We start from the raw sequence: 21,904 nt of genomic DNA on the forward strand, positions 1-21,904 counted from the left end.
GCGGCGCACGAGACCCATCCACCAGGACCACAAACGCCACGGGCGGGGCCGAAGCCCCGCCCGTGGCGTTTGTGGGTACTGCTTAGTAGATCGAACGCCTGGCTCAGGCCTGCTGAGCGTCGCTCGGCTGCGGCAACGAGGGCAGCGACTTGTCGAGCAGCTCGACGCTCTGGCGATAGTACAGCTGGCTCTTGTTGTGCTCGCCCAGGTTGGCATAGAGCCGCGCTAGCTCGGCACAGACCACCCCGCTGGGACGCTGACGCTGGCTCGCCTCGAAGTACTCCTGGGCCTTGCCCCAATAGGCGTTACGCAGCGCCAGACGCCCCAGGGTCAACAGCAGGTCGGGATCATTGGGCCGCTCCTGCAGCCACTTCTCGGCGGTCACCAGCTGACGTGAAGCGTCCACCCCAAGCAGGCCATAGCGCAGCACCAGACGGCTGTCCCAGTTGGTCTTGAGCGAGTGGCGCAGCAGTTTCTCGGCGATCACCTGTTCGTCGCAGCGCACCAGCGTCTCGACGTAGAGCACCAGCAGGTCGATGTTGGTGCGCAGGTACTCGGGCATGTCGGACCACAGGTTGCGCACCCGCTCGATATCCTCGGGATTGCGCGTCTCCTGCAGGATCAGCTCGCGGTAGGCCTGCAGCTCGAGCTGTTCACGCTCTTCCCGGGCGATCAGCTGCTGGTCGGCCAGACGCGGCAGCAGGCGACGCAGGCCGTCCCAGTCGCTGACGCTGATATAGGCGGCCTTGAGCTGCTTGAGCACCTGGGGATGGCGCGGCAGATGACGGTCCAGACGGGTCAGGATCGCCAGCGCTTCCTCGTACTGCTGGCGGTCCAGCATCAGCTGGGCCTGCATCATGCCCACCGCGGGATCGGCGCCGTCGGTGGAGATGTGGGCCCGCTTCAGCAGGGTGTCGGCCTGGTCGTAGCGGCCCTGGTAGTGGGCCGCCAGGGCGGCAGACAGGTAGTTGACCAGCGGGGTGCTGGAGTCATCGGCGGCCTTGACCAGGGCCTTCTCGGCGCGCTTCCAGCGCCCTTCTGCCAATGCCACCAGGCCGCGCACGGTGCGCTTCATTGCGGTGCGATTGCGTGCCCGCGAGTTCCACACCTTGAAGCGGCTGACCGGACGGCTCAGGCGGAACAGCACGCGCAGGGCAAAGTGCAGCACCATGAACAGGGCCAGCAGGATCACCAGGCCGAACCAGAACGAAGTCTGGAAGGAGGTGTCGCCCACCCGCACCAGCCAGTAGCCGGGCACCGACATCATCAGCTGACCAAACAGCGCCCCGAGCGCGAGGCCAACGACAATGAGCAGGATCAGCTTTCTCATGCGTTATCTCCCTGGCCGGAAGCGCCCGCTTCGAAGCGCTGCTCGATGAACCGGGCCAGCGCCTGCTGGGAAGCGCTGATATCGGGAAGCTCCGGGCGGATGGACTTGCCCTTGAGCTCGCCCAGACGAGCGATCACCGACTGCACCGACTCGTCGTCGACGTCGTAGTAGCCTTCGAGCAGGGTGATGGCCTTGTCGAGGCTGGCCTCGTACAGGCCGGTCTCTTCCTTGAGCAGGGCCAGCTGGGACTGCTCCAGCACCAGGCGCAGGCTCTGACGCAGATAGGACTCCTGCTCCGGGGTGATCAGGGCTTCCAGCGCCTGGTCGTGGTGGCGTACCGTCACCAGCTCCTTGAGCTCTTCACCGACCCGTGCCAGCTGCTCCTGCCAGGCACCGGAAGGAGCCTCCTCGATGGTGGTATCGGCGGTGAACTGCTCGATGTCCTGGGCCAGCGGCAGGCCGGCGATCTGCTCCTGCTGGGCGTTCAGGGCCAGGTAGAGGCCAGTCCGGTCAACCTTGGGCACCGTCTGCAGGGCGGCAAGCTCCTCGGCGATGGCGCGGCGTACCGGGACCAGTGCCGGATTGTTGGCCTCTTCCAGGCGAGCGTCGGCGGTGCGCAGCAGCGCCGCAGCACCTTCGACGTCACGCTCGAGCTGCAGGCGCTGATTGGCCAGACGCAGCAGGTAGGCGGCCTCGGCGTGCAGCCAGTCACGCTCGTCGGCGTTCTGTTCCTTGGACAGCTCGGCCAGTACCCGATCGAGGGTCTGGTTGACGTCGGACTTGTAGGCGTCGAAGTCGCTCTTGATGCCGTCCACCGCCTGGCCCATGGTCTCGCGACGCTCGGCAAGGCCGCTTTCCAGCTGGGACGACAGCTCCTGGACCTCGGCCACGCTGGGGCTGTTCTGCTTGAGCTGGTCGATGCGCGCGGACATGGCCTGCTGCAGCTGCCAGCCCTTCCAGCCGACAAAGGCCACGCCGGCGATCAGGATCAGCACCAGCACCAGGGCCACGACGCCGGCCTTCCCTCCACCAGAGCCGCCGGAAGACGAGGTCGCGGCACCGCCGGCGCCGGCAGAAGCCCCACCGTTACCACCCTTGCCTGCCGCTGGGCTGGGCTTGTTGTCACTGGGCTTGTTGTCACTAGCTTTGGCGCCACTGGCCTTGGTGTCACTGGACTTGCCATCGCCGGGCTTGCCGGCACTGGCCTTGCCGCTGTTGTCGGGCTTGCTAGCGCTGGGCTTGCTGTCGCTGGGCTTGCTGGCACTGTCCCCGGCGGCGCCCTTCGCTGCAACCGGAGCGGCGTCACTCGGCGTGGCCTTGGCGGTGCCTGCGCTCGACGCCGTGGCGCCGGCAGGCGATGAGCTGCCCGTCGCCGCAGCGGGTGTGGAGGATGCCGCGCTGGCACTGGACGAAGTGGATCCGGTCGAGCTGCTGCCACTCTTGTCGCGACGCCGCGACCGCCGCTGGGAGCCCCCCTTGCCCGCGCCGCCCTTCGAGGCGTCCGTGCCTGAGGTCGCGCTTCCTGTGCCCTGCTGGCCGGAAGCGGACGGGGTCTGCTGCTCGTCCTGATCGTGCTGTTGGTTGCTCATCTGTCGCTAGCCCTTTTAGAGATCTTCATTCGCCATCCTCTGGGTCGCAGGTCCTTGCCACCGCGGCCGCCAGCGCCGCAGGAGACGCGCCAGACGCCACGACCGGGATGCGAAATCCCAGCGTTTTCGCCAGTGTAGCCAACCGCTGGCTGGATACGACAAGCGGTTGTTGAAAGGCGGCCTCTGAACACCATCTTGCCAGATGTTCAAGGATTTCTCCGCTACTGACCACCAACGCCTGATAGCCCCCTTGTTCGAGCCATGTTCTGGCCCCGGCGTCGGGAGTGATCAGGCGACGTCGATACACCTCGAGACGCGTGACACGCGCGCCCCTCTGCCCCAGGGTGTCGCCCAGCAGCGGGCGGCCACCTTCGCCCGCCACCAGCAGCACTCGCTGGTGCTCCAGGCGCTGCAGCGAGGCCAGCGCCAGCAAGGCCTCGCTGGTCTCTTCTCCGGCGGCGGGGGCAGGCACCCTCACCTTTAGCCCCAGCGCCTGGTGCAAGACCATCGCCGTGGCCTGCCCGACGGCGTACAGTTCAAGCCCCTGGGGCAGCTGTGGCCAGTAGCGATCCAGCGCCTCGACCAACCGCTCGGCGGCGGCGGGACTGATGACTACCACCTTATGAAAGTGGTCGATGTCGAGCCAGGCCGAGCGCACATCTGCCGTCTCTGGCACAGTTTCCTGCCGCATCACCTCGAGCCGCTCGGTGCTGAACCCCTTGCTTTCGATGGCCTCGGCCAGCGCTTGGGCGCGTTCGCCGGGCCGGGTGATCAGTACCGGAGTGCCCATCAACGCGGTCCGTAGACCTCGGCCAGGATATCCCCGGCGCCCTGCTCCAGCAGCTGCTCGGCGACGCGGATCCCCAGCGCTTCGGGTTCGTCCACCGAGCCACGCCCCTCGGCACGCAGCACGCGGGAACCGTCGGGCGTGCCGACAAGGGCTCTCAACCACAGGGTTCTGCCATCGTCCTGATAGATGGCGTGCCCACCGATGGGCACCTGGCAGCCGCCTTCCAGACGTGTATTCATGGCCCGTTCGGCACGCACTCTGGTCGCCGTCTCGATATCGTCGAGCGGTGCCAGCAGCGACACCAGCTCGGTGTCGTGCATGCGGCATTCGATGCCAAGCGCGCCCTGACCACAGGCCGGCAGGCAGATCTCCGGTGGCAGCTCCTGGGCGATACGTTCACCGAGCCCCAGCCGCTTGAGCCCGGAGGTGGCCAGCAGGATGGCATCGAATTCGCCAGCGTCGAGCTTGGCCAGGCGTGTCTGGACATTGCCACGCAGACTGATGACCTCGAGGTCAGGGCGGGCCTCGCGCATCTGCAGTCCGCGGCGCAGGCTGGAGGTACCCAGACGGGCACCCTCGGGCAGGTCCTCGAAGCGAGCATAGTCATTGGAGACGAAGGCGTCGGTGGGCTCGGCGCCTTCCAGGATCACCGAAAGCCCCAGGCTCTCGGGAAACTGCATCGGCACATCCTTCATGGAGTGCACTGCGATATCGGCGCGGCCGTCGAGCATCGCCTCCTCGAGTTCCTTGACGAACAGCCCCTTGCCGCCAACCTTGGCCAAGGGCGTGTCGAGAATCTTGTCACCGCGGGTCGACATCGGTACCAGCTCGACCTCGAGCCCGGGGTGAATCGCCATCAGGCGATCGCGAACATGTTCGGCCTGCCATAGGGCCAACTGGCTCTTGCGCGTCGCGATACGCAGCCTGGACATCTGTTGCACGTTGCTCTCCCTGGTCGGGCTTGCGACCAAATCGCCGCGTCCGCCATGTTAAATGAATGACGTCATCATAAAGCACGGTCTCCGTCAGTAAAATCGACGGCGACGGGACCCGTTGCCGCGCCTGCCAGAAGCGCCTGCTGCCACCCTCGTTTCAGGGGCTGATGCCGCACCGTCCTTGCCGGCCCGCTGCACCCTCGCCTCAAGGGCCGACTCTGGTACACTTTGGGCATACCAACGACAACGGCTGCCGGCTCCGTCAGCGCCCTCGGCGCCGGCCACCGATCACGTCGCCATCGCATCGTCATTCAGGAAGTCCATTCAATGAGCCAGACCACCAACCAGTCCTGGGGCGGCCGCTTCAGCGAACCCACCGACGCCTTCGTCGCTCGTTTCACCGCCTCGGTCGATTTCGACCAGCGCCTGGCCCGCCATGACATCCAGGGCTCCATCGCGCATGCCACCATGCTCGCCCAGGTTGGCGTGCTGAGCGAAGAGGAACGTGACGCCATCCTGACCGGGCTCAAGGAGATCGAGACGGAGATCGCCGAAGGGCGTTTCGAGTGGTCGGTGGCGCTGGAAGACGTGCACATGAACATCGAGGCACGGCTGACCCAGAAGATCGGCATCACCGGCAAGAAGCTGCACACCGGGCGCTCGCGCAACGACCAGGTGGCCACCGATATTCGCCTCTACCTGCGCGAGGAGATCGACCTGGTCGCCAGCGAGCTGGCGCGGCTGCGTGCCGGGCTGATCGAGCTGGCCGAGGGCGAGGCCGACACCATCATGCCGGGCTTCACCCACCTGCAGACCGCTCAACCGGTGACCTTCGGCCACCACCTGCTGGCCTGGCAGGAGATGCTGGCCCGCGACCACGAACGCCTGCTGGACTGCCGCAAGCGGGTCAACGTGCTGCCGCTGGGCGCCGCCGCCCTGGCCGGCACCACCTACCCCATCGATCGTCACCTGACCGCCGAGCTGCTCGGCTTCGAGCGCCCCGCCGAGAACAGCCTCGACGCGGTCAGCGATCGGGACTTCGCGATCGAGTTCACCGCCTTCGCGAGCCTGCTGCTGATGCACCTGTCGCGGATGAGCGAGGAGCTGGTGCTGTGGACCAGCGCCCAGTTCGACTTCATCGACCTGCCCGACCGCTTCTGCACCGGCTCCTCGATCATGCCGCAGAAGAAGAACCCGGACGTGCCCGAGCTGGTGCGCGGCAAGACCGGCCGCGTCTACGGTCACCTGATGGGCCTGCTGACGCTGATGAAGTCGCAGCCGCTGGCCTACAACAAGGACAACCAGGAAGACAAGGAACCGCTGCTCGACACCCTGGATACCGTCAAGGGGTGCCTGCGCGCCTTCGCCGACATGGTCCCGGCCATCGTCTCCAAGGGCGATTCCATGCGCGAGGCCGCTCGCAAGGGCTTCTCCACCGCCACCGACCTTGCCGACTATCTGGTACGCAAGGGCGTGGCCTTCCGTGACGCCCATGAAATCGTCGGTCAGTCCGTGGCCTACGGCATCGAGAGCGGCAAGGATCTGTCGGACATGAGCCTCGACGAACTGCGCCAGTTCTCCGACGTCATCGGCGAGGACGTGTTCGAGGTGCTGACCCTGGAAGGCTCGGTGGCCGCCCGCAACCATATCGGTGGCACCGCACCCGACCAGGTGCGCGCCGCTGCCCAGCGCGCCCGTGAGGCCCTCAAGACCCTTGCGTCCGGCCAGGGAGGCGCCCAATGAACCGCCTCGTCAAGGTGCTGCGACCCGCCCTGTTGCCGGCCCTGCTGCTGGCCCTGATGGCCCTGGCGGGCTGCGGCCAGAAAGGCCCCCTGTACCTGCCCGGTGACGAAGAAGCGGCGGAGCGCTACGGCCCCCGCGAAACCGTCGAGGACGAACAGGGCGAAGAGGACAGCCAGGAAAGCGACCAGAGCGCGACCGAGGACGAGAGCTGAGCATGGATCACTTCAACTACCGAGACGGCGAGCTGTACGCCGAAGAAGTGCCTCTGGCCCGCATCGCCGAGGCGGTGGGCACCCCCTGCTACGTCTATTCACGTGCCACCCTGGAGCGCCACTTCCAGGCCTACCGCGAGGCACTGGGTAGCCACCCGCATCTGATCTGCTACGCGGTCAAGGCCAACAGCAACCTGGCGGTGCTCAACGTGCTGGCGCGCCAGGGGGCCGGTTTCGACATCGTCTCTCAGGGCGAGCTCGAGCGGGTGCTGGCCGCCGGGGGTGACCCGGCCAAGGTGGTGTTCTCCGGCGTCGCCAAACGCCCCGACGAGATGGCGCGCGCGCTCGAGGTCGGCATCAAGTGCTTCAACGTGGAGTCGCGCCCAGAGCTTGAAGTGCTCAATGAAGTGGCCGGCCGCCTGGGCAAGGTGGCGCCGGTGTCATTGCGGGTCAATCCCGACGTCGACGCGGGCACCCATCCGTATATCTCCACCGGGCTCAAGGACAACAAGTTCGGTATTCCGGTGGACGAGGCGCTGGAGGTCTACCGCCTGGCCGCCGAACTGCCGCACCTCAAGGTCACCGGACTCGACTGCCATATCGGCTCGCAGCTCACCGAGATCGCTCCCTTCCTCGACGCCCTGGAGCGTCTGCTGGTGCTGCTCGACCGCCTGCGCGAGGAGAACATCGAGGTCTCGCACCTCGACCTGGGCGGCGGCCTCGGCGTGCCCTACAGGGACGAGACGCCGCCGGCCCCGTTCGACTACGCCTCGAAGCTGCTCGAGCGCCTGTCGCGCTGGGACGGCGGAGAGCGCCTGACGCTGCTGTTCGAGCCGGGCCGCTCGATCGCCGCCAACGCCGGCGTCATGCTGACCCGGCTGACCTACGTGAAGCCCGGCGAAACCAAGAACTTCGCCATCGTCGACGCGGCCATGAACGACCTGATTCGGCCCTCGCTGTACCAGGCCTGGCAGGCGATCATCGAGGTCGATACTCGCCTGGACCGCGCAAGCGACGTCTACGACGTGGTCGGCCCGGTGTGCGAGACCGGCGACTTCCTCGGCAAGGAGCGTCAACTGGCGGTGGCCCCCGGCGACCTGCTGGCGGTGCGCTCGGCAGGCGCCTACGGCTTCGTGATGGCCTCCAACTACAACAGCCGCCCGCGTCCGGCGGAGGTACTGGTGGACGGCGACGGCTATCAGGTGGTGCGCCGACGCGAGACCCTCGAGGACCTCTGGGCCGGTGAGTCGCTGCCCGGCGAATCGCAACCGGGATCGGCATCGGGATCGACGTCAGGAGCACCGCGCTGATGCTTCTGCACTTCACCAAGATGCATGGCCTGGGCAACGACTTCATGGTGGTCGACCTGGTCACCCAGCGGGCCCGCATCGAAGCCGAGGAAATCCGCCGTCTGGCCGACCGGCGCTTCGGTATCGGTTTCGATCAGCTGCTGGTGGTGGAACCGCCGCGGGACCCGGACATGGACTTTCGCTACCGGATCTACAACGCCGACGGCAGCGAGGTCGAGAATTGCGGCAATGGTGCGCGCTGCTTTGCCCGCTTCGTACGTGACAAGCGGCTGACCCACAAGCGCCAGATCCGGGTCGAGACCGCCGGCGGCCCGCTGGTGCTGGATGTGCATGACGACGAGCAGGTCAGCGTCGACATGGGTGCCCCGCGCTTCGCCCCGCCGAGCCTGCCCTTCGAGGCCGACGAGGACCGCCTGCGTCACACCCTCGAGGTCGACGGCGAGACCCTCGAGATCGCCGTCGCCTCCATGGGCAACCCCCACGCGGTGATCAAGGTCGACAGCGTCGACCAGGCGCCGGTGGAGCGCCTGGGCCCGCTGGTCGAACACCACCCGCGCTTTCCCAAGCGGGTCAACGTGGGCTTCATGCAGGTGGTCTCCAGCCACGAGATTCGCCTGCGGGTGTTCGAGCGCGGCAGCGGCGAGACCCTGGCCTGTGGTACCGGCGCCTGCGCTGCGGTGGCCTGCGGCATTCGCCAGGGCCTGCTCGAAAGCCCGGTGACCGTCCACCTGCCCGGCGGCAGCCTGACGATCCGCTGGGAAGGTGGCGAGCGCCCCTTGATCATGACCGGCCCCGCCGAGCGGGTGTTCGATGGACGAATTCCGCTGCGTTGACCCCAGGCGCACAGGACTCGACGGGACTGGGCTAAGCTGCCAGCAAGGTACCGGTCCCTCGCTTTCCCGGAAAATCGATCCAGCCTAGACATTGAACTCCAACAGGAAGACGCGCATGCCTCAAGCCGCCCCAGAGCCCCGCAAGACGCTCGACCCGGACCGCGTCGCCGAATGGCTGGCACGCCACCCGGACTTCTTCGTCGGTCGCGAAGGCCTGCTGCAGAGCCTCACGATTCCCCACCCGGAGACCCAGGGCGCCACCTCGCTGCTGGAACGGCTGGTCCATGACCTGCGCAAGCGCGCCGAAGGCGCGGAACTGCGGCTCGAGCAACTGCTCGACTCGGCCCGCCACAACGAGGCGCAGTATCGGCGCACCCGCGAGCTGGTGCTGGCACTGCTGGAAGCCCAGGACAACGACGCCCTGGGCCAGGCCCTGGCCACCCAGCTAAGCGAGCGCTTCCAGACGCCAGCGGTGTCGCTGTGGTGCCCCGCCAGCCTGACCGATCGCGACCCCAGACCGCCCCAGGCCCCGCGTCACGTGCTCGACGACCACACCGGCCAGCGCCTGACCGCGCTACTCGATGGGCGCGCCAGCCGCTGTACCCGTCTTACCCCCACCGACTGGAAGCGCCTGCTGCCACACGCCAAGGCGCCGACCAAGTCGGGCTCCTGCGCCATCGCCCGCATGACCCTGGGCGAGCCCCAGGGCTTCGTGGTGCTGGCAAGCCCTGATCCCGACCACTTCCGTGCCAGCATGGACACCCTGTTTACCGAGTACCTGGCCGAGGTGCTGGTGCGCCTCAGCGTGCGCCTGTGCGAGCGTGATGATGGCTGAAAAGGCGGCTGAGACGACGGCTGAGACGACGGCCAAGTGGCAGCTTGCCGGCGCGGTAGCGGACTTTCTCGATGAGCTGGGTCGCACCGCCAGTGCTGCCACCGTCGACGCCTATCGGCGTGACCTGGCCACCTTCGAGAACTGGTGGCACGCCCAGGCCAATGACACCGACGCCAGGCCGCCGGATGATCAGGCCCTGACGTCCCACACGCTCAGGCGTTTTCTGGCCGCCGAACGCAGCCGAGGCATGGCACCGCGCAGCCTGAAGCGCCGCCGCGCCGCCCTGTCGCGACTGTGTGAACACCTGGTGGCGGCTGGCCGACTCGACTACAACCCGGTCGGCCTGAGCCGCGGCCCCCGGGCACCGAAGGATCTACCTCGGCCGGTGGACGTGGACCTGCTGGCGCGCTTTCTCGACACTCCCCACGACGGCTCGCCGCTGTCGGTACGCGACCAGGCGATGCTGGAGCTGCTCTATTCCAGCGGGCTACGGCTGGCGGAGCTGGCGGCGCTGGATCTCCCCGACCTCCACGGCGGCCGGGTGCGGGTCCTCGGCAAGGGCAACAAGCCGCGCCAGGTGCCGGTGGGCTCGCGTGCGCGCCAGGCCATCGACCAGTGGCTCGGCGTGCGCTCGGTGCTGGCCGCCGACGGCGAAACGGCGCTGTTCGTCGGCCAGCAGGGCCACCGGCTGGGCCATCGTGCCATCCAGGCACGCCTGGTCACCCAGGCCCGCCGGCGCGGCCTGCCGGAGCACCTGCATCCTCACCGCCTGCGCCACTCCTTCGCCAGCCACCTGCTGGAATCGAGCCAGGACCTGCGCGCCGTCCAGGAGCTGCTGGGCCACGCCAACCTGTCCACCACCCAGGTCTATACCCGGCTGGACTGGCAGCACCTGGCCGAGAGCTACGACAAGGCCCACCCCCGCGCGCGGCGCAGCCAAAGCGACGACAGCCATTCCGGAGACACCCCTTGATCGACCACGCGGCAGCGGACGACTTCAGCCGACTCAAGGCCATCACCTTCGATCTGGACGACACCCTGTGGGACAACAGCGGCGTCATGCAGCGCACCGAGCAGGGCCACGTCGACTGGCTGACCGAACAGCTCGGCGCCTGGCAGCGCGGCCGCGAGGAGCCGTTGACGCCCCCCATCGCGCTTTCGGACTACCTGCGTGAACGCCAGGCTCTGGCCAGGCGCAGCTGGTCGCGGCGCGGCGACTTCAGCTGGCTGCGTGAGCGCACCCTGATCCAACTGCTGGAGGAAAGCGGCGTCAACCGGGCGGCGGCTCACTGGTGGGCGGCGCTGGCGATGCAACGTTTTCACTCGCTGCGCATCCTGGTCACGCCCTTCCCCGACACCGACGCCATGCTGGAAAGACTGAAGGGCCGCTATCGTCTCGGCAGCATCACCAACGGCAACGTGGCCTTCCACCGTCTGCCGCTGGCCCGACACTTCCAGGCGCGTATCGCCGCCGGCGAGATGTTCGCACCAAAGCCCGATCCACGGCCCTTTCTGGCGATGCTGGCACGGCTTCAGGTCAAGGCCTGCGAGACCCTGCACGTGGGCGATTCCTGGGAGGAAGACGTGCTGCCGGCGATTCGCCTGGGCTTGCGGGCGATCTGGATCGCGCCGCCAGAGGCCGAGACGGCTCCCTTGCCACGCGGCGTGACCCGACTGTCTCGGGTCACCGAGCTGCCAGCCCTGCTCGGTGAGCATCAGGATCAATAAAGCGAGAAAAACCCCGGCGACCGCCGGCGCCACGTGGTAAACCGGCAGGCACCTGTTCCCTGAGTGCCTGCCGCCATGCCCCGCCCGCTCTATCGCCCCCTCGCTTCATCACCGCCGACCCGGCGTCACCTGCGACGAGTGCTCAAGCTCGGGCTGGCGTTTGCCCTGGTTTCGGGACTGGGGCTTGTTTCGGGGCTGTCTTCGGGACTGCTTTCGGGGCGTGTTTCAGGACTGGGGCCCGCTCTCTCCCTGCCCCTGGGCATCGCGCCAGCCCTGGCGGCACGCCCTACCTGCGACACCGTACGCCCGCCCGGTACCTGCGGCCTCTATAGCACCGGCATGTCCTACCCCTCGACCTTGTCCGGCACCACGCCGGAAGGCAACACCGCGGGGATAGCCTCCTTCCACACCACCTACGCCTGCCAGACCGGCAGCGACGGCCGCGTCTATATCCTGCTCGATACCCAGGGTTCCTACGACAGCGCCACCGGTGACGCCGAAAGCTCAGTGCAAGGCTTCTACTTCGACAAGGCCGACACCAGCATGGGCGGCCATCACCACCAGACCCTGGTCGCTTCCCTGCGCACCGCCAACCATGCATCTGGCTGTGTCTCCGGCAGCGTCACGAAGGAGATACCGATCGTACGCCATGGCGACACCGAACCGGGCAACTACAAACAGTTTACCTACTGGCCTCATACCCACGTGGCGACCAGCACCGGCGCCAGCGACAACTATACCGGTACGGTAGTCGGAGTTGGCGGCGCTTACGTCACCGTGATCGAGAGCACCTGCAAGATGTGGACCCCCTACATCATCCTGCCCGATATCGACCTCAGCGAGCTGCCGGGAGCAGGATCTCGGGGCGGCACCACCACCGCCTACCTGAGCTTCAACGACTGCGATGAGGTCAACATGGCGGATTTGTCCATACGCTCGAGCGGCGCCAGCGTCATCAACGCCCGCCAAGGCATCCTCGGCAACGCCGACACCTCAGGTGAAGGCGCCAAGGGCATCGGGCTGGCGCTGGAAATCGACGCTTTTTCAGCCCACGACTTCGACCCCGTGGACCTGTCTGGCTCGCGAGCGGTTGGCCTGATGGGGGAGGCGCCCAAGGTACCGTTACGCGTCAGCTACTACCGCTATGCCGAACAGGCATCCGGGGGGCGCGTCAAGGGGCTGCTGGAGGTCACCGCCACGTACAAGTAGCCGGCGGGCTCGTCAGGCTGGCTAGGGCTCGTCAGGCTGGCTAGCCTTCGTGCGCAAGCCAGCCGTCCAGGCGCCGATGGGCCTCGTCGACGCCCTGGCGCTTGAGCGCCGAGAAAAGCTGCACGCTGACCAGGTCCTCCCACTCACGCAGCCGCGAGCGCACCTGCTGCAAGGCATTCTTGGCCGCGCCCTGCTTCAGCTTGTCGGCCTTGGTCAGCAGGATATGCACCGGCAGGTCGCGCTCATCGGCCACATCCAGCAGCGCCAGGTCGAACTCGGTCAATGGGTGACGCACGTCCATCACCAGCACCAGCCCCTTGAGCGAAGCTCGCTTCTGGAGGTATTCGGCCAGGTGGCGCTGCCACTCCAATTTGACCTTTTCGGGCACCTTGGCGTAGCCGTAGCCGGGCAGGTCCACCAGCCGGCGCTCGCTGTCCTCGCCCAGCGAAAAGACGTTGATGAGCTGGGTGCGACCCGGCGTCTTGGAGGTACGCGCGAGCGCCTTCTGTTGGGTGATGGTGTTGATCGCGCTGGACTTTCCGGCATTGGAACGTCCGGCAAAGGCGACCTCGACACCACTGTCTTCGGGGCATCGGGCCAGCGTCGGCGCACTGGTGAGGAATCGGGCCAAGGAGTAGTTGAAAGCCATGAGATGGAAGAAATCCTGACGGTGATCAAAGGTAGGGTCGAGGGCCCTGGCATTCCCGCCCCCGGGGTGTTTGGTTATAGTAAGCTTTGAGGCGGCTGCGACCCGGGGAATCATCATAACATTGTGCCGCTGTCGCCAGCGACCGGCCTCAGCGCGGGCGCTTCCCCCTGCAGTGAAGGCCATGCCTTCCGCGGGACCGTGAAAACATTAAAAACGGCATAAGTGAACTAGCGATGAGACAGTTACTGGCAAGCCTGGCAATCTCCATCGGCGTCGTCGGCGCCGCCCATGCCGACCTCCAGAGTGACGCAGACGCCGCCGCAGGACGCGACAAGGCCACCGCCTGCGCCGCCTGTCACGGCCAGACCGGCGCCAGTATCGCGCCGACCTTCCCCAACCTGGCCGGCCAGCAGGCCTCCTACCTGGCCAAGCAGATCATCGACATCCGTGACGGCACCCGTCCGGTGCCGCAGATGGCCGGGCAGGTGGACAACTTCAGCGACCAGGACGCCTGGGACGTGGCCGCCTTCTTCGCCGGCCAGGACCCGGTGGTGGGGCAGGCCAAGGATGACGAGGCGTTGCTCGAGCGCGGCGAGGCGCTCTACCGCGCTGGTGATCTGGCCAAGGGCATCCCGGCCTGCAGCGCCTGCCATGGCCCGACCGGCAGCGGCATCGGCTCGGCGGTCTATCCGGGGCTTTCCGGCCAGCACGCCGGCTATGTGGTCAGCACCCTCCAGGCATTCGCCTCCGGCGCCCGCGCCAACAGCCCCGGCGGCGTGATGGCCGACATCGCCGCCAAGATGAGCGATGCCGACATGGAAGCCGTGGCCAACTACGTCCAGGGACTGCACTGATCGATTCACCTTTCGATGCGTCCCGCGGGGCGGCCCTTGTGGCCGCCCCGTTGCGTTTACAAGCAAAGATAGACATGCGACGCCTGCCCAATCGGGATATTCGGGAACCCTTCGAACGTTGTAGACTCAAAACAGCGTTCGCTTTGCGGCTCCAGGTTCGTCGCGCCCTCGCGCCGCCATGGCATGCCCGCCTCAATCAAGGAGAAAACATTCTATGCTGAAGTCACTGATGATGGGCCTCGCTGGCCTTAGCCTGTCGACCATGGCGGTCGCCGCCTCAATCACCGAGGGCGAGGACTACACCGTCGCCCCCAATCAGGTCGAGCTGGGCAGCGACGATGGCAAGATCAACGTGACCGAAGTGTTCTGGTATGGCTGCCCGCACTGCTACTCGCTGGAAGATCCGCTCAACGCCTGGGTCGCCGAGCTGCCCGATGACGTCGAGTTCGAACGCATGCCGGCCACCCTGGGCGAGACCTGGGTCAAGCATGCCAAGGCCTTCTATGCCGCCCAGCAGCTCGAGATCCTCGACGAGGTGCACGAGGACTTCTTCGACGCCATCCACCAGGAAGGCGAGCAGCTTACCGAGCCAGCAGACATCGCCGCCTTCTTCAGCGACTACGGTGTCAGCGAAGAGCAGGCGCTCAAGGCGCTGGACGGCTTCGGCGTGAAGTCCCAGATCAATCGCGCCAGCGCCACCATGCGCAACCTCGAACTGATGGGCGTCCCCGCGCTGATCGTCGATGGTCGCTACATCGTCTCGCCGAGCACCGCCGGCAGCCTCGACAACATGCCGCGCATCGCCGAGGCGCTGGTGGAGCAGATCCGCAGCGAACAGGAGTCTGGAGCCCAATGACGTCACTGGCCGAGGAACGCCACCCCACGCTGGACAGAGGTCACCTGAGGCTGGTGACCTTCAACCTGCAGGTGGGTATCCAGACCTCGGCCTACCACCACTACCTCACCCGTAGCTGGCAGCACCTGTTGCCTCACCCGCGTCGGCAACGACGTCTGGACATGATCGCCGAGGTGCTGTCGCACTTCGACATGGTGGGGCTACAGGAGGTGGACGGCGGCAGCTTTCGCTCGAACCAGGTCAATCAGCTCGAGTACCTGGCCATGCAAGGCGGCTTCCCCCACCACTATCAGCAGCTCAACCGCAACCTCGGTCGACTTGCCCAGCACAGCAATGGCCTGCTCTCCCGGCTGGCACCCAGCCGCATCGAGGAGCACCGCCTGCCGGGAACCCTGCCCGGCCGGGGCGCCATCCATGCGCGCTTCGGCCAGGGCCCCGAGGCCCTGCACCTGTTCGTCGCCCACCTGGCCCTGGGCCAGCGCACCCAGAACCTGCAGCTCGACTACCTCAGCGAGCTGATCCAGCCACTCAAGCACGTGGTGGTGATGGGGGACCTGAATTGCACCCCGGATCGCCTGCACGCCCACGACCGCTTCTGCGCCTCGTTGCCGCTGCATCCGGTGCGACCGGCACTGAGCTACCCTTCCTGGCGCCCCAGCCGAGCGCTGGACCATATCCTGCTGTCGTCGTCGCTGGAGGCCGATGAGGCCGAAGTCCTCGACCGACTGTTTTCGGACCACCTGCCGGTGGCCGTCGACATTCGCCTGCCCCAGCCCTGCCTCGCCGCCATCCAGGCCGATCAGCCCGAGCAACCTGCCTGAACCGCTCGCCTGAGCTTCCCACCTGAGCTTCCCACCTGAGCTACCCGTCTGAGCCGCACGCCCGACCCACCCGCCAGAGCCATCCTGTCGGCGGCGGACCTCGACTTTTGGTGTCATGACAGTGCTACCTCGACTGCCGTATAGTCAGCGTTGACGTGCACCGAGATTCGCTAATGTCTCCGCGTGCCACACTATCCATGACGCCAGGTCCCCCCGGCAAGCCGACGTCCTGCCCTGGCGACGGCGTGCCCGGGCGCCAGCCTGGACAATGATCGCCCTGACACCACCAGCGAGTTCCTAATGTCTACATCTTCCGGCTTGCCGGGGCCACTGGCGGCCCTGGACGCCTTCTCCGAACGCCTTGGCAGGGGCCTTTCCTGGCTGATCCTGGCGATGATGATCATCCAGTTCCTGATCGTGGTGCTGCGCTATGCCTTCAGCGTCAACAGCATCCCCATGCAGGAATCGGTGATGTACATGCACGCCGCCGTGTTCATGCTGGCGGCGGCCTACACCCTGAAGCACGGCGGGCACGTGCGCGTCGACATCTTCTATCGAGCGATGTCGCCCAGGCGCAAGGCGCTGGTCGACCTGCTCGGCACCCTGCTGCTGCTGCTGCCGGTGATGGGCTTCGTGATCGCCACCAGCCTCGGCTACGTCGGCAAGTCCTGGGCCATCTTCGAGGGCTCACCCGACGCCGGTGGCATCCCCGGGGTGTTCCTGCTGAAGACGCTGATACCGGCCTTCGCCGTGCTGATGATTGTCCAGGGCCTCGTCGAGATCTACCGCAATATCCTGATTTTAAAGGGACGTCTCGACCCCAACGCCCTTCCCCATGACGCCGACGAGGAGCACCTGTAAATGCTGGAGTTCATGCCCCTGGTGCTGTTCGGTGTCATCTGTACGGTATTCATGTTCGGTTTTCCGGTCGCGCTGTCGCTGGCCGGTACCGCCCTGGCCTTTGCCGGGCTCGGCTACGGCCTGGAGTCCCTCGGCATCGATGCCAACTTCGACGGCAGCTACCTCAACGCCTTCCCCAATCGCCTCTACGGCATCATGACCAACACCACCCTGCTGGCGGTACCCTTGTTCGTGTTGATGGGGGTGCTGCTCGAGAAGTCCAAGGTCGCCGAAACCCTGCTCGACGCCATGGCCCTGCTGTTCGGCTCGCTGCGCGGCGGACTCGGCATCTCGGTGACCCTGGTCGGCATGATGCTGGCCGCTTCCACCGGCATCGTCGGCGCCACCGTGGTCACCATGGGCCTGATGTCGCTGCCGACCATGCTCAAGCGCGGCTACAGCCAGTCGCTGGCCACCGGCACCATCTGCGCCACCGGCACCCTGGGTCAGATCATTCCGCCGTCCATCGCTCTGGTGCTGCTTGGTGACGTGCTGTCCAGCGCCTACCAGCAGGCCCAGCTGTCCATGGGCATCTTCAGCCCCAAGACGGTGTCGGTGGGTGATCTGTTCATGGGGGCGCTGGTCCCGGGCCTGATCCTGGTGCTGGTGTATATCGTCTACGTCAGCCTGGTGGCGCTGTTCAAGCCCAGCGCCGCCCCTGCCGCCGATCGCCAGGAACTGATGGCCGAGCTGGGCCACACCTCGGGCATCGGCCTGTTGCTGCTCAAGGGCCTGGTGCCGCCCATCGTGCTGATCGTCGCGGTGCTCGGCTCGATCCTGGCCGGACTGGCCACCCCCACCGAGGCTTCCGCGGTGGGTGCCTTCGGCGCCCTGGTGCTGGCTCTGGCCTATCGTCGCCTCGATCTGGCCACGCTCAAGGACGTGCTGCGCTCCACCACCCACGTCACCACCATGGTGTTCCTGATCCTGATCGGCGCGGCGCTGTTTTCACTGGTGTTCCGCGCCTACGGCGGTGAAGAGCTGGTCACCCATCTGTTCGAGAACATGCCCGGCGGGGTAGTCGGCGCCACCATCATCGTGATGCTGGTGATCTTCCTGCTCGGCTTTATCCTCGACTTCATCGAGATCACCTTTGTAGTGGTGCCGATCGTCGGTCCGATCCTGCTGGCCATGGGCCTGGATCCAATCTGGCTGGGCATCATGATCGCGATCAACCTGCAGACGTCCTTCCTGACGCCTCCCTTCGGCTTCGCCCTGTTCTACCTGCGCGGGGTGGCCCCGGAGTCGGTACCGACGTCCGCGATCTACCGAGGCGTCATTCCGTTCATCGTGCTTCAGCTCGGCATGCTGCTGGCCCTTTCGTTCTTCCCGGAACTGGCCACCTGGCTGCCGGAGCAGTTCTGATGCCGAAAACCTCAACGCCGGGCCCTTTCACTCTCGACGCTGGCCCGCAGCTCGCCACCTGACTGCCGGAGCAGTTCTGATCCGGCGCGTTGGCGATGCGTGGACGGCAGCCCACGCCGGGGGGTGCCCCCGGCGTCTATAGTTGCCCGACGAGCCATCGCCCGCTTCACGGCGTCTCGGGCCATCCCGCGAGACGCCAACTACCCGCCGGCCCTACCCTGGCCGGCAGGTCCCGACAACGCCAATACCATACAAAGGGGACTTACATGCAACGCAGCTCAATCGCCAAGGCCATTACCCTCGCCGGTGCCTCCGGTCTACTGCTGGTCGGAGCCCAGGCCCAGGCCCAGGACACCTTCGAGTGGAAGCTGGTCACCTCCTGGCCGAAGAACTTCCCCGGTGTCGGCCAGGGTCCCGAGCGTCTGGCCAAGCTGGTCGAGGAAATGTCCGACGGCCGCCTGACGATCGAGGTGTTCGGTGCCGGCCAGCTGGTACCGGGCTTCGAGGTCTTCGACGCCGTCGCCGAAGGCACCGCCCAGATGGGCCACTCTGCCTCCTACTACTGGAAGGGCAAGGCGCCCGCCGCCCAGTTCTTCGCCGCCGTGCCTTTCGGCATGAACGCACAGGAAATGAATGCCTGGCTGCACTATGGTGGCGGCCTGGAGCTGTGGAACGAGCTCTACGATGACTTCGGCGTCGAGGTCATGACCGCCGGCGCCTCCGGCGTACAGATGGGCGGCTGGTACAACCAGGAAATCAATTCTGTCGACGACCTGGACGGCCTCAAGATGCGCATGCCGGGCCTCGGTGGTGAGGTCATGAACCGCATGGGCGTGGCCATCGTCAATATGCCCGGCGGCGAGATCTTCACCTCGCTGCAGTCCGGCGCCATCGATGCCACCGAGTGGATCGGTCCGTACAACGACCTGGCCTTCGGCCTGCACCAGGCCGCCGAGTACTACTACTACCCGGGCTGGCATGAGCCGACGGTGATGTTCGAGGCCATCGTCAACGATGAGGCCCTGGCCGAGCTGCCCGCCGACCTTCAGGCGATCCTGCGCACCGCGGTACGCGACGTGAACCAGGACGTGCTGGACGAGTACACCGCGCGCAACAACGATGCCCTGGCCACCCTGATCAACGAACACGACGTCCAGCTGCGCAAGCTGCCCGACGACGTGCTCGCCCAGGCTCAGGAGATCTCCGCCGAGGTGGTGCAGGAACTGGCTGACTCCAGCGATATCGCCGGTCGCATCTACGAGTCGTACCGCGACTTCCAGGACAAGGTGGTGAACTACCACGCCATCTCCGAGCAGGCCTACTACAACGCCCGCAACCCGGACGGCGGCACCGACTTCGGCCAGGAGTAACCCATCCAGAAGGTGTCGAGCATTGCCGACACAAGCACCCAGGGGCCGCCTCGCGCGGCCCCTGTCCGTTTTCGGGGCACGGGCGGACATCGTGTCGACTCTCGAGCCTTGCTCGAAGCGCTCGCTCTCGAGCAGTGATCAGCCGCAGCTGAAATAGCGTTCGGCAAACCACAGCAGCACCGCGTAGCGCCCGCCCTTGCTGACGACGATCCACAGCGTGGCACGCCACCATGGCAGCCGGGCGATTCCCGCGAGTACCGTCAGCGGATCCCCCACCACCGGCAGCCAGGCCAGCAGCAGACTCGCTTCTCCGCCCTTGCGATACCAGCGCTGGGCTCGTGCCAGTCCCGCCCGGGAGGCGGGAAACCAGCGCCGATCCACATACTGGGTGGCGTAGCGGCCCAGGGCGACATTGACCAGACTGCCCAGGGTATTGCCCAGGGTGGCAACCAGCCACAGCGCCAGCGGCGCTTCGCCCCGGCACCACAGCCCGGCCAGCCATAGCTCGGACCCTCCGGGCAGCAGGGTGGCGCTGGCGAACGCCATGACAAACAGACTCAGCATGATGCGCTCGACATTGGCTCTCTCAGCGCCGCCTCTTGTATTCTGTGTTTTCTGCTGACTTTCGGGTGTCTTTCATGTCCCACGCCGTATCCATCCCTCACACGCTGACCATCGCCGGCTCCGACCCTTCTGGCGGCGCCGGCCTCCAGGGCGACCTCAAGACGCTGTCGGCCCTGGGCACCTATGCCACCAACGTCATCACCGCGGTGATCGCGCAGAATACCTGTGGGGTACGCGAGGTGCACCCGGTGGCTGCAGAGAGCATCCGGGTGCAGCTCGATCACCTGCTCGACGACGTGCGCATCGACGCGGTGAAGATCGGCATGGTCGCCAGCCGCGAGGTCGCCGAGACCCTGCGAGAAGCGCTCGAGACCAGGCGTCCCCGCTGGATCGTGCTCGATCCGGTGATGGTAGCCAAGAGCGGCGACATCCTGGTGGATGAGGCCGGGATCAGTGCGGTACGCGATGTGCTGGTGCCGCTGGCCGACGTGATCACCCCCAACCTGCCCGAGGCGGCGGTGCTGCTGGGGGTCGAGCCGCCCACCAGCGCCGATGCCATGGAGGCGATGCTGCCGGCGCTCAAGCAACTGTCCGCCCCCTATGTGCTGCTCAAGGGTGGCCATCTCGATGGTGATAGCTGTCCCGACCTGCTGGCCTCGCCCGGTGGCGATCGCTGGCTGCCGGCGCCGCGCATCGATACCCAGAACCTGCATGGTACCGGTTGTGCCCTGTCCTCGGCGATCGCCGCCAAGCTGGCCCATCTGCCCCAGGACGCCGACGAGTCGCAGGTCATCGACGCCATCGGCGACGCCAAGCGCTGGCTGCACCAGGCGCTCGACGCAAGCCGGCGGCTGTCGGTGGGCAAGGGGCGCGGCCCGGTGCATCACTTCCACGCCTGGTGGTAGCGGCAGGAGCAGTGGCGGGCGATGGCGGGCCGTGAAAGCCACGACACGCCGAGTCTGATCTGATCCGAGCGCAGGACGGGCGCTATCGTGCACTGACAGGGACTGACGACGCCGTTGCTTGCGCGAATCGGCACGTCCGCCCATGCTGAAGGTTCACCCACTGGCGTCGTGAGGGCAGAGCCATGACTCGCACCCTGCTGTTTGCCTGTGACCTGTCGGCAGAAAATCGTTCCGCCTTCGGCCGCGCCATCCGCCTGGCCAACGAGATGGGCGCCCGTCTCGACGTACTGCACGTGCTGGATCCCTATCTGCCCCACCGGGTGCTGCGCGACCTGGAAGGTGCGGTAGTAGATGACATCCACGCCATCGCCACCGACCTGCGCGAGGACTACGCACTGGCCGAACCGCCGCTGCTGGTGCAGACGGTGACCGGCGCCCCCTACGCCGAGATCATCCGTGAGGCCCACGATCGCAACGCCGAGATGATCATCCTCGGCACCCATCGCAAGCGCGGACACCCTGACCTGATCGGCGGTACCACCCTGGCCCGGGTGCTGTTGAGCGCCCCCTGTCCGGTGCTGACCGTCAGCCAGCCCCCCGCAGAGCCGTGGAACGACATCCTGGTCCCGGTGGATTTCTCCCTGACCTGCCGTCGCACCCTGCGCGAGACCCTGCGACACTTTCCGGAATCCCGCCTCGAGTTGCTCCACGCCTGGGACGTGCCAGGCGAGCGCGAACTCGGCTCCGATACCGACTTCGCTCAGTGGCGCGATCGTGAGGTCATCCGACTTAGACAGCAGCTCGAACAGGAGATCGACCACCTGATGGCGGAATTCGATCGGGTGCCGGAACTGGAGCTGGTGCTGGAACAGGGCGACCCCCTGGACGTGTTGATCGCCCATCTGCGCCGTCAGCCTCCCGATCTGCTGGCGCTGGGCAACCGCAGTCAGGCGGGCAGACGCAGTCAGATTACCAAGCGTCTGCTGGCGGAGCCCCGTTGCGACATCATGCTGTGCCGCGCCTGGTAGTCACGGGAAGAACGCTCTACAAAAACTGTACATAAGTCATATCTCGCGCCATGATGTGTACAACATCATGTCACGGGA

The 21,904-nt window shown here is 66.5% G+C and carries 21 protein-coding genes and 1 pseudogene; 16 read left to right on the forward strand and 6 right to left on the reverse strand.

The window, feature by feature from the left end:
• Positions 1-103: 103 nt before the first annotated feature.
• From KUV74_RS09475 to hemC, 4 genes are read right to left on the reverse strand one after another with little or no spacing between them, the layout of a single operon-like run.
• The gene (locus KUV74_RS09475) at positions 104-1,330 is read right to left on the reverse strand and encodes a heme biosynthesis HemY N-terminal domain-containing protein (RefSeq protein ID WP_045993949.1); all 1,227 of its coding nucleotides are present in this window, start codon (positions 1,328-1,330) and stop codon (positions 104-106) included.
• Positions 1,327-2,919, reverse strand: coding sequence for a uroporphyrinogen-III C-methyltransferase (locus KUV74_RS09480; protein WP_222516210.1), 1,593 nt, complete (start codon positions 2,917-2,919; stop codon positions 1,327-1,329). The genes KUV74_RS09475 and KUV74_RS09480 overlap by 4 nt, the downstream gene beginning before the upstream one ends.
• A gap of 25 nt (positions 2,920-2,944) precedes the next feature.
• A complete protein-coding gene (locus tag KUV74_RS09485; RefSeq protein WP_045993947.1) occupies positions 2,945-3,709 on the reverse strand; it encodes a uroporphyrinogen-III synthase in 765 nt (254 codons plus the stop codon).
• Entirely contained in the window at positions 3,709-4,641 is a 933-nt protein-coding gene (hemC, locus tag KUV74_RS09490) for a hydroxymethylbilane synthase (RefSeq protein ID WP_045993946.1), read from the reverse strand. Before hemC ends, KUV74_RS09485 begins: the two co-directional genes overlap by 1 nt.
• 330 nt (positions 4,642-4,971) lie before the next feature.
• Here hemC and argH point away from each other — a divergent pair, with 330 nt between their 5' ends.
• The 8 genes and pseudogenes from argH (at position 4,972) to KUV74_RS09530 (ending at position 12,514) form a co-directional block, all read left to right on the forward strand.
• On the forward strand, positions 4,972-6,387 hold the full coding sequence (gene argH, locus KUV74_RS09495) for an argininosuccinate lyase (RefSeq protein WP_108131863.1): 1,416 nt from the start codon (positions 4,972-4,974) through the stop codon (positions 6,385-6,387).
• Positions 6,384-6,518, forward strand: a pseudogene (gene lptM, locus KUV74_RS21045) (LPS translocon maturation chaperone LptM); the annotation flags it as partial. The gene argH and the pseudogene lptM, both read left to right, overlap by 4 nt.
• A gap of 83 nt (positions 6,519-6,601) precedes the next feature.
• The gene (lysA, locus tag KUV74_RS09505; RefSeq protein WP_222516211.1) at positions 6,602-7,909 is read left to right on the forward strand and encodes a diaminopimelate decarboxylase; all 1,308 of its coding nucleotides are present in this window, start codon (positions 6,602-6,604) and stop codon (positions 7,907-7,909) included.
• On the forward strand, positions 7,909-8,742 hold the full coding sequence (dapF, locus tag KUV74_RS09510; RefSeq protein ID WP_045993942.1) for a diaminopimelate epimerase: 834 nt from the start codon (positions 7,909-7,911) through the stop codon (positions 8,740-8,742). The genes lysA and dapF overlap by 1 nt, the downstream gene beginning before the upstream one ends.
• Positions 8,743-8,857: 115 nt before the next feature.
• Entirely contained in the window at positions 8,858-9,577 is a 720-nt protein-coding gene (locus tag KUV74_RS09515) for a DUF484 family protein (RefSeq protein WP_045993941.1), read from the forward strand.
• Positions 9,570-10,550 carry a tyrosine recombinase XerC gene (locus KUV74_RS09520; protein WP_222516413.1) on the forward strand — a complete coding sequence of 327 codons (981 nt, stop codon included), beginning with the start codon at positions 9,570-9,572 and terminating at the stop codon, positions 10,548-10,550. Before KUV74_RS09515 ends, KUV74_RS09520 begins: the two co-directional genes overlap by 8 nt.
• Entirely contained in the window at positions 10,547-11,305 is a 759-nt protein-coding gene (locus KUV74_RS09525; RefSeq protein ID WP_231498545.1) for an HAD family hydrolase, read from the forward strand. Before KUV74_RS09520 ends, KUV74_RS09525 begins: the two co-directional genes overlap by 4 nt.
• A gap of 75 nt (positions 11,306-11,380) precedes the next feature.
• Positions 11,381-12,514, forward strand: coding sequence for a fimbrial protein (locus tag KUV74_RS09530; RefSeq protein ID WP_222516212.1), 1,134 nt, complete (start codon positions 11,381-11,383; stop codon positions 12,512-12,514).
• Between the two features lie 40 nt (positions 12,515-12,554).
• Here KUV74_RS09530 and yihA read toward each other — a convergent pair whose 3' ends face one another.
• Entirely contained in the window at positions 12,555-13,163 is a 609-nt protein-coding gene (yihA, locus tag KUV74_RS09535; RefSeq protein WP_108131866.1) for a ribosome biogenesis GTP-binding protein YihA/YsxC, read from the reverse strand.
• A 233-nt stretch (positions 13,164-13,396) separates the two neighbouring features.
• On the opposite strand from yihA, the gene KUV74_RS09540 reads away from it, so the two are divergent.
• The 6 genes from KUV74_RS09540 to KUV74_RS09565 all read left to right on the forward strand — a co-directional run bounded on the left by KUV74_RS09540 (position 13,397) and on the right by KUV74_RS09565 (position 19,329).
• Complete coding sequence (locus tag KUV74_RS09540; RefSeq protein WP_045993937.1) at positions 13,397-14,017, forward strand: c-type cytochrome; 621 nt, start codon at positions 13,397-13,399, stop codon at positions 14,015-14,017.
• Positions 14,018-14,231: 214 nt separating this feature from the next.
• A complete protein-coding gene (locus KUV74_RS09545) occupies positions 14,232-14,873 on the forward strand; it encodes a thiol:disulfide interchange protein DsbA/DsbL (RefSeq protein ID WP_045993936.1) in 642 nt (213 codons plus the stop codon).
• Positions 14,870-15,694 (forward strand): endonuclease/exonuclease/phosphatase family protein, encoded by an 825-nt coding sequence (locus KUV74_RS09550; protein WP_045993935.1) that lies wholly within the window; start codon positions 14,870-14,872, stop codon positions 15,692-15,694. The genes KUV74_RS09545 and KUV74_RS09550 overlap by 4 nt, the downstream gene beginning before the upstream one ends.
• 300 nt (positions 15,695-15,994) lie before the next feature.
• Positions 15,995-16,555 (forward strand): TRAP transporter small permease subunit, encoded by a 561-nt coding sequence (locus tag KUV74_RS09555; protein ID WP_124805047.1) that lies wholly within the window; start codon positions 15,995-15,997, stop codon positions 16,553-16,555.
• Complete coding sequence (locus KUV74_RS09560) at positions 16,556-17,959, forward strand: TRAP transporter large permease subunit (protein ID WP_222516213.1); 1,404 nt, start codon at positions 16,556-16,558, stop codon at positions 17,957-17,959.
• Between the two features lie 266 nt (positions 17,960-18,225).
• On the forward strand, positions 18,226-19,329 hold the full coding sequence (locus KUV74_RS09565; protein ID WP_045993932.1) for a TRAP transporter substrate-binding protein: 1,104 nt from the start codon (positions 18,226-18,228) through the stop codon (positions 19,327-19,329).
• Positions 19,330-19,467: 138 nt separating this feature from the next.
• Here KUV74_RS09565 and KUV74_RS09570 read toward each other — a convergent pair whose 3' ends face one another.
• Positions 19,468-19,893, reverse strand: a complete 426-nt coding sequence (locus KUV74_RS09570; protein ID WP_045993931.1) for a YqaA family protein — start codon at positions 19,891-19,893, stop codon at positions 19,468-19,470.
• Between the two features lie 74 nt (positions 19,894-19,967).
• On the opposite strand from KUV74_RS09570, the gene thiD reads away from it, so the two are divergent.
• Entirely contained in the window at positions 19,968-20,798 is an 831-nt protein-coding gene (gene thiD, locus KUV74_RS09575) for a bifunctional hydroxymethylpyrimidine kinase/phosphomethylpyrimidine kinase (protein ID WP_222516214.1), read from the forward strand.
• Between the two features lie 182 nt (positions 20,799-20,980).
• Complete coding sequence (locus KUV74_RS09580) at positions 20,981-21,826, forward strand: universal stress protein (RefSeq protein ID WP_045993929.1); 846 nt, start codon at positions 20,981-20,983, stop codon at positions 21,824-21,826.
• Positions 21,827-21,904: the final 78 nt, after the last annotated feature.

This window comes from Halomonas sp. DP1Y21-3, assembly GCF_019801245.1.
Taxonomy (GTDB): domain Bacteria; phylum Pseudomonadota; class Gammaproteobacteria; order Pseudomonadales; family Halomonadaceae; genus Halomonas; species Halomonas litopenaei.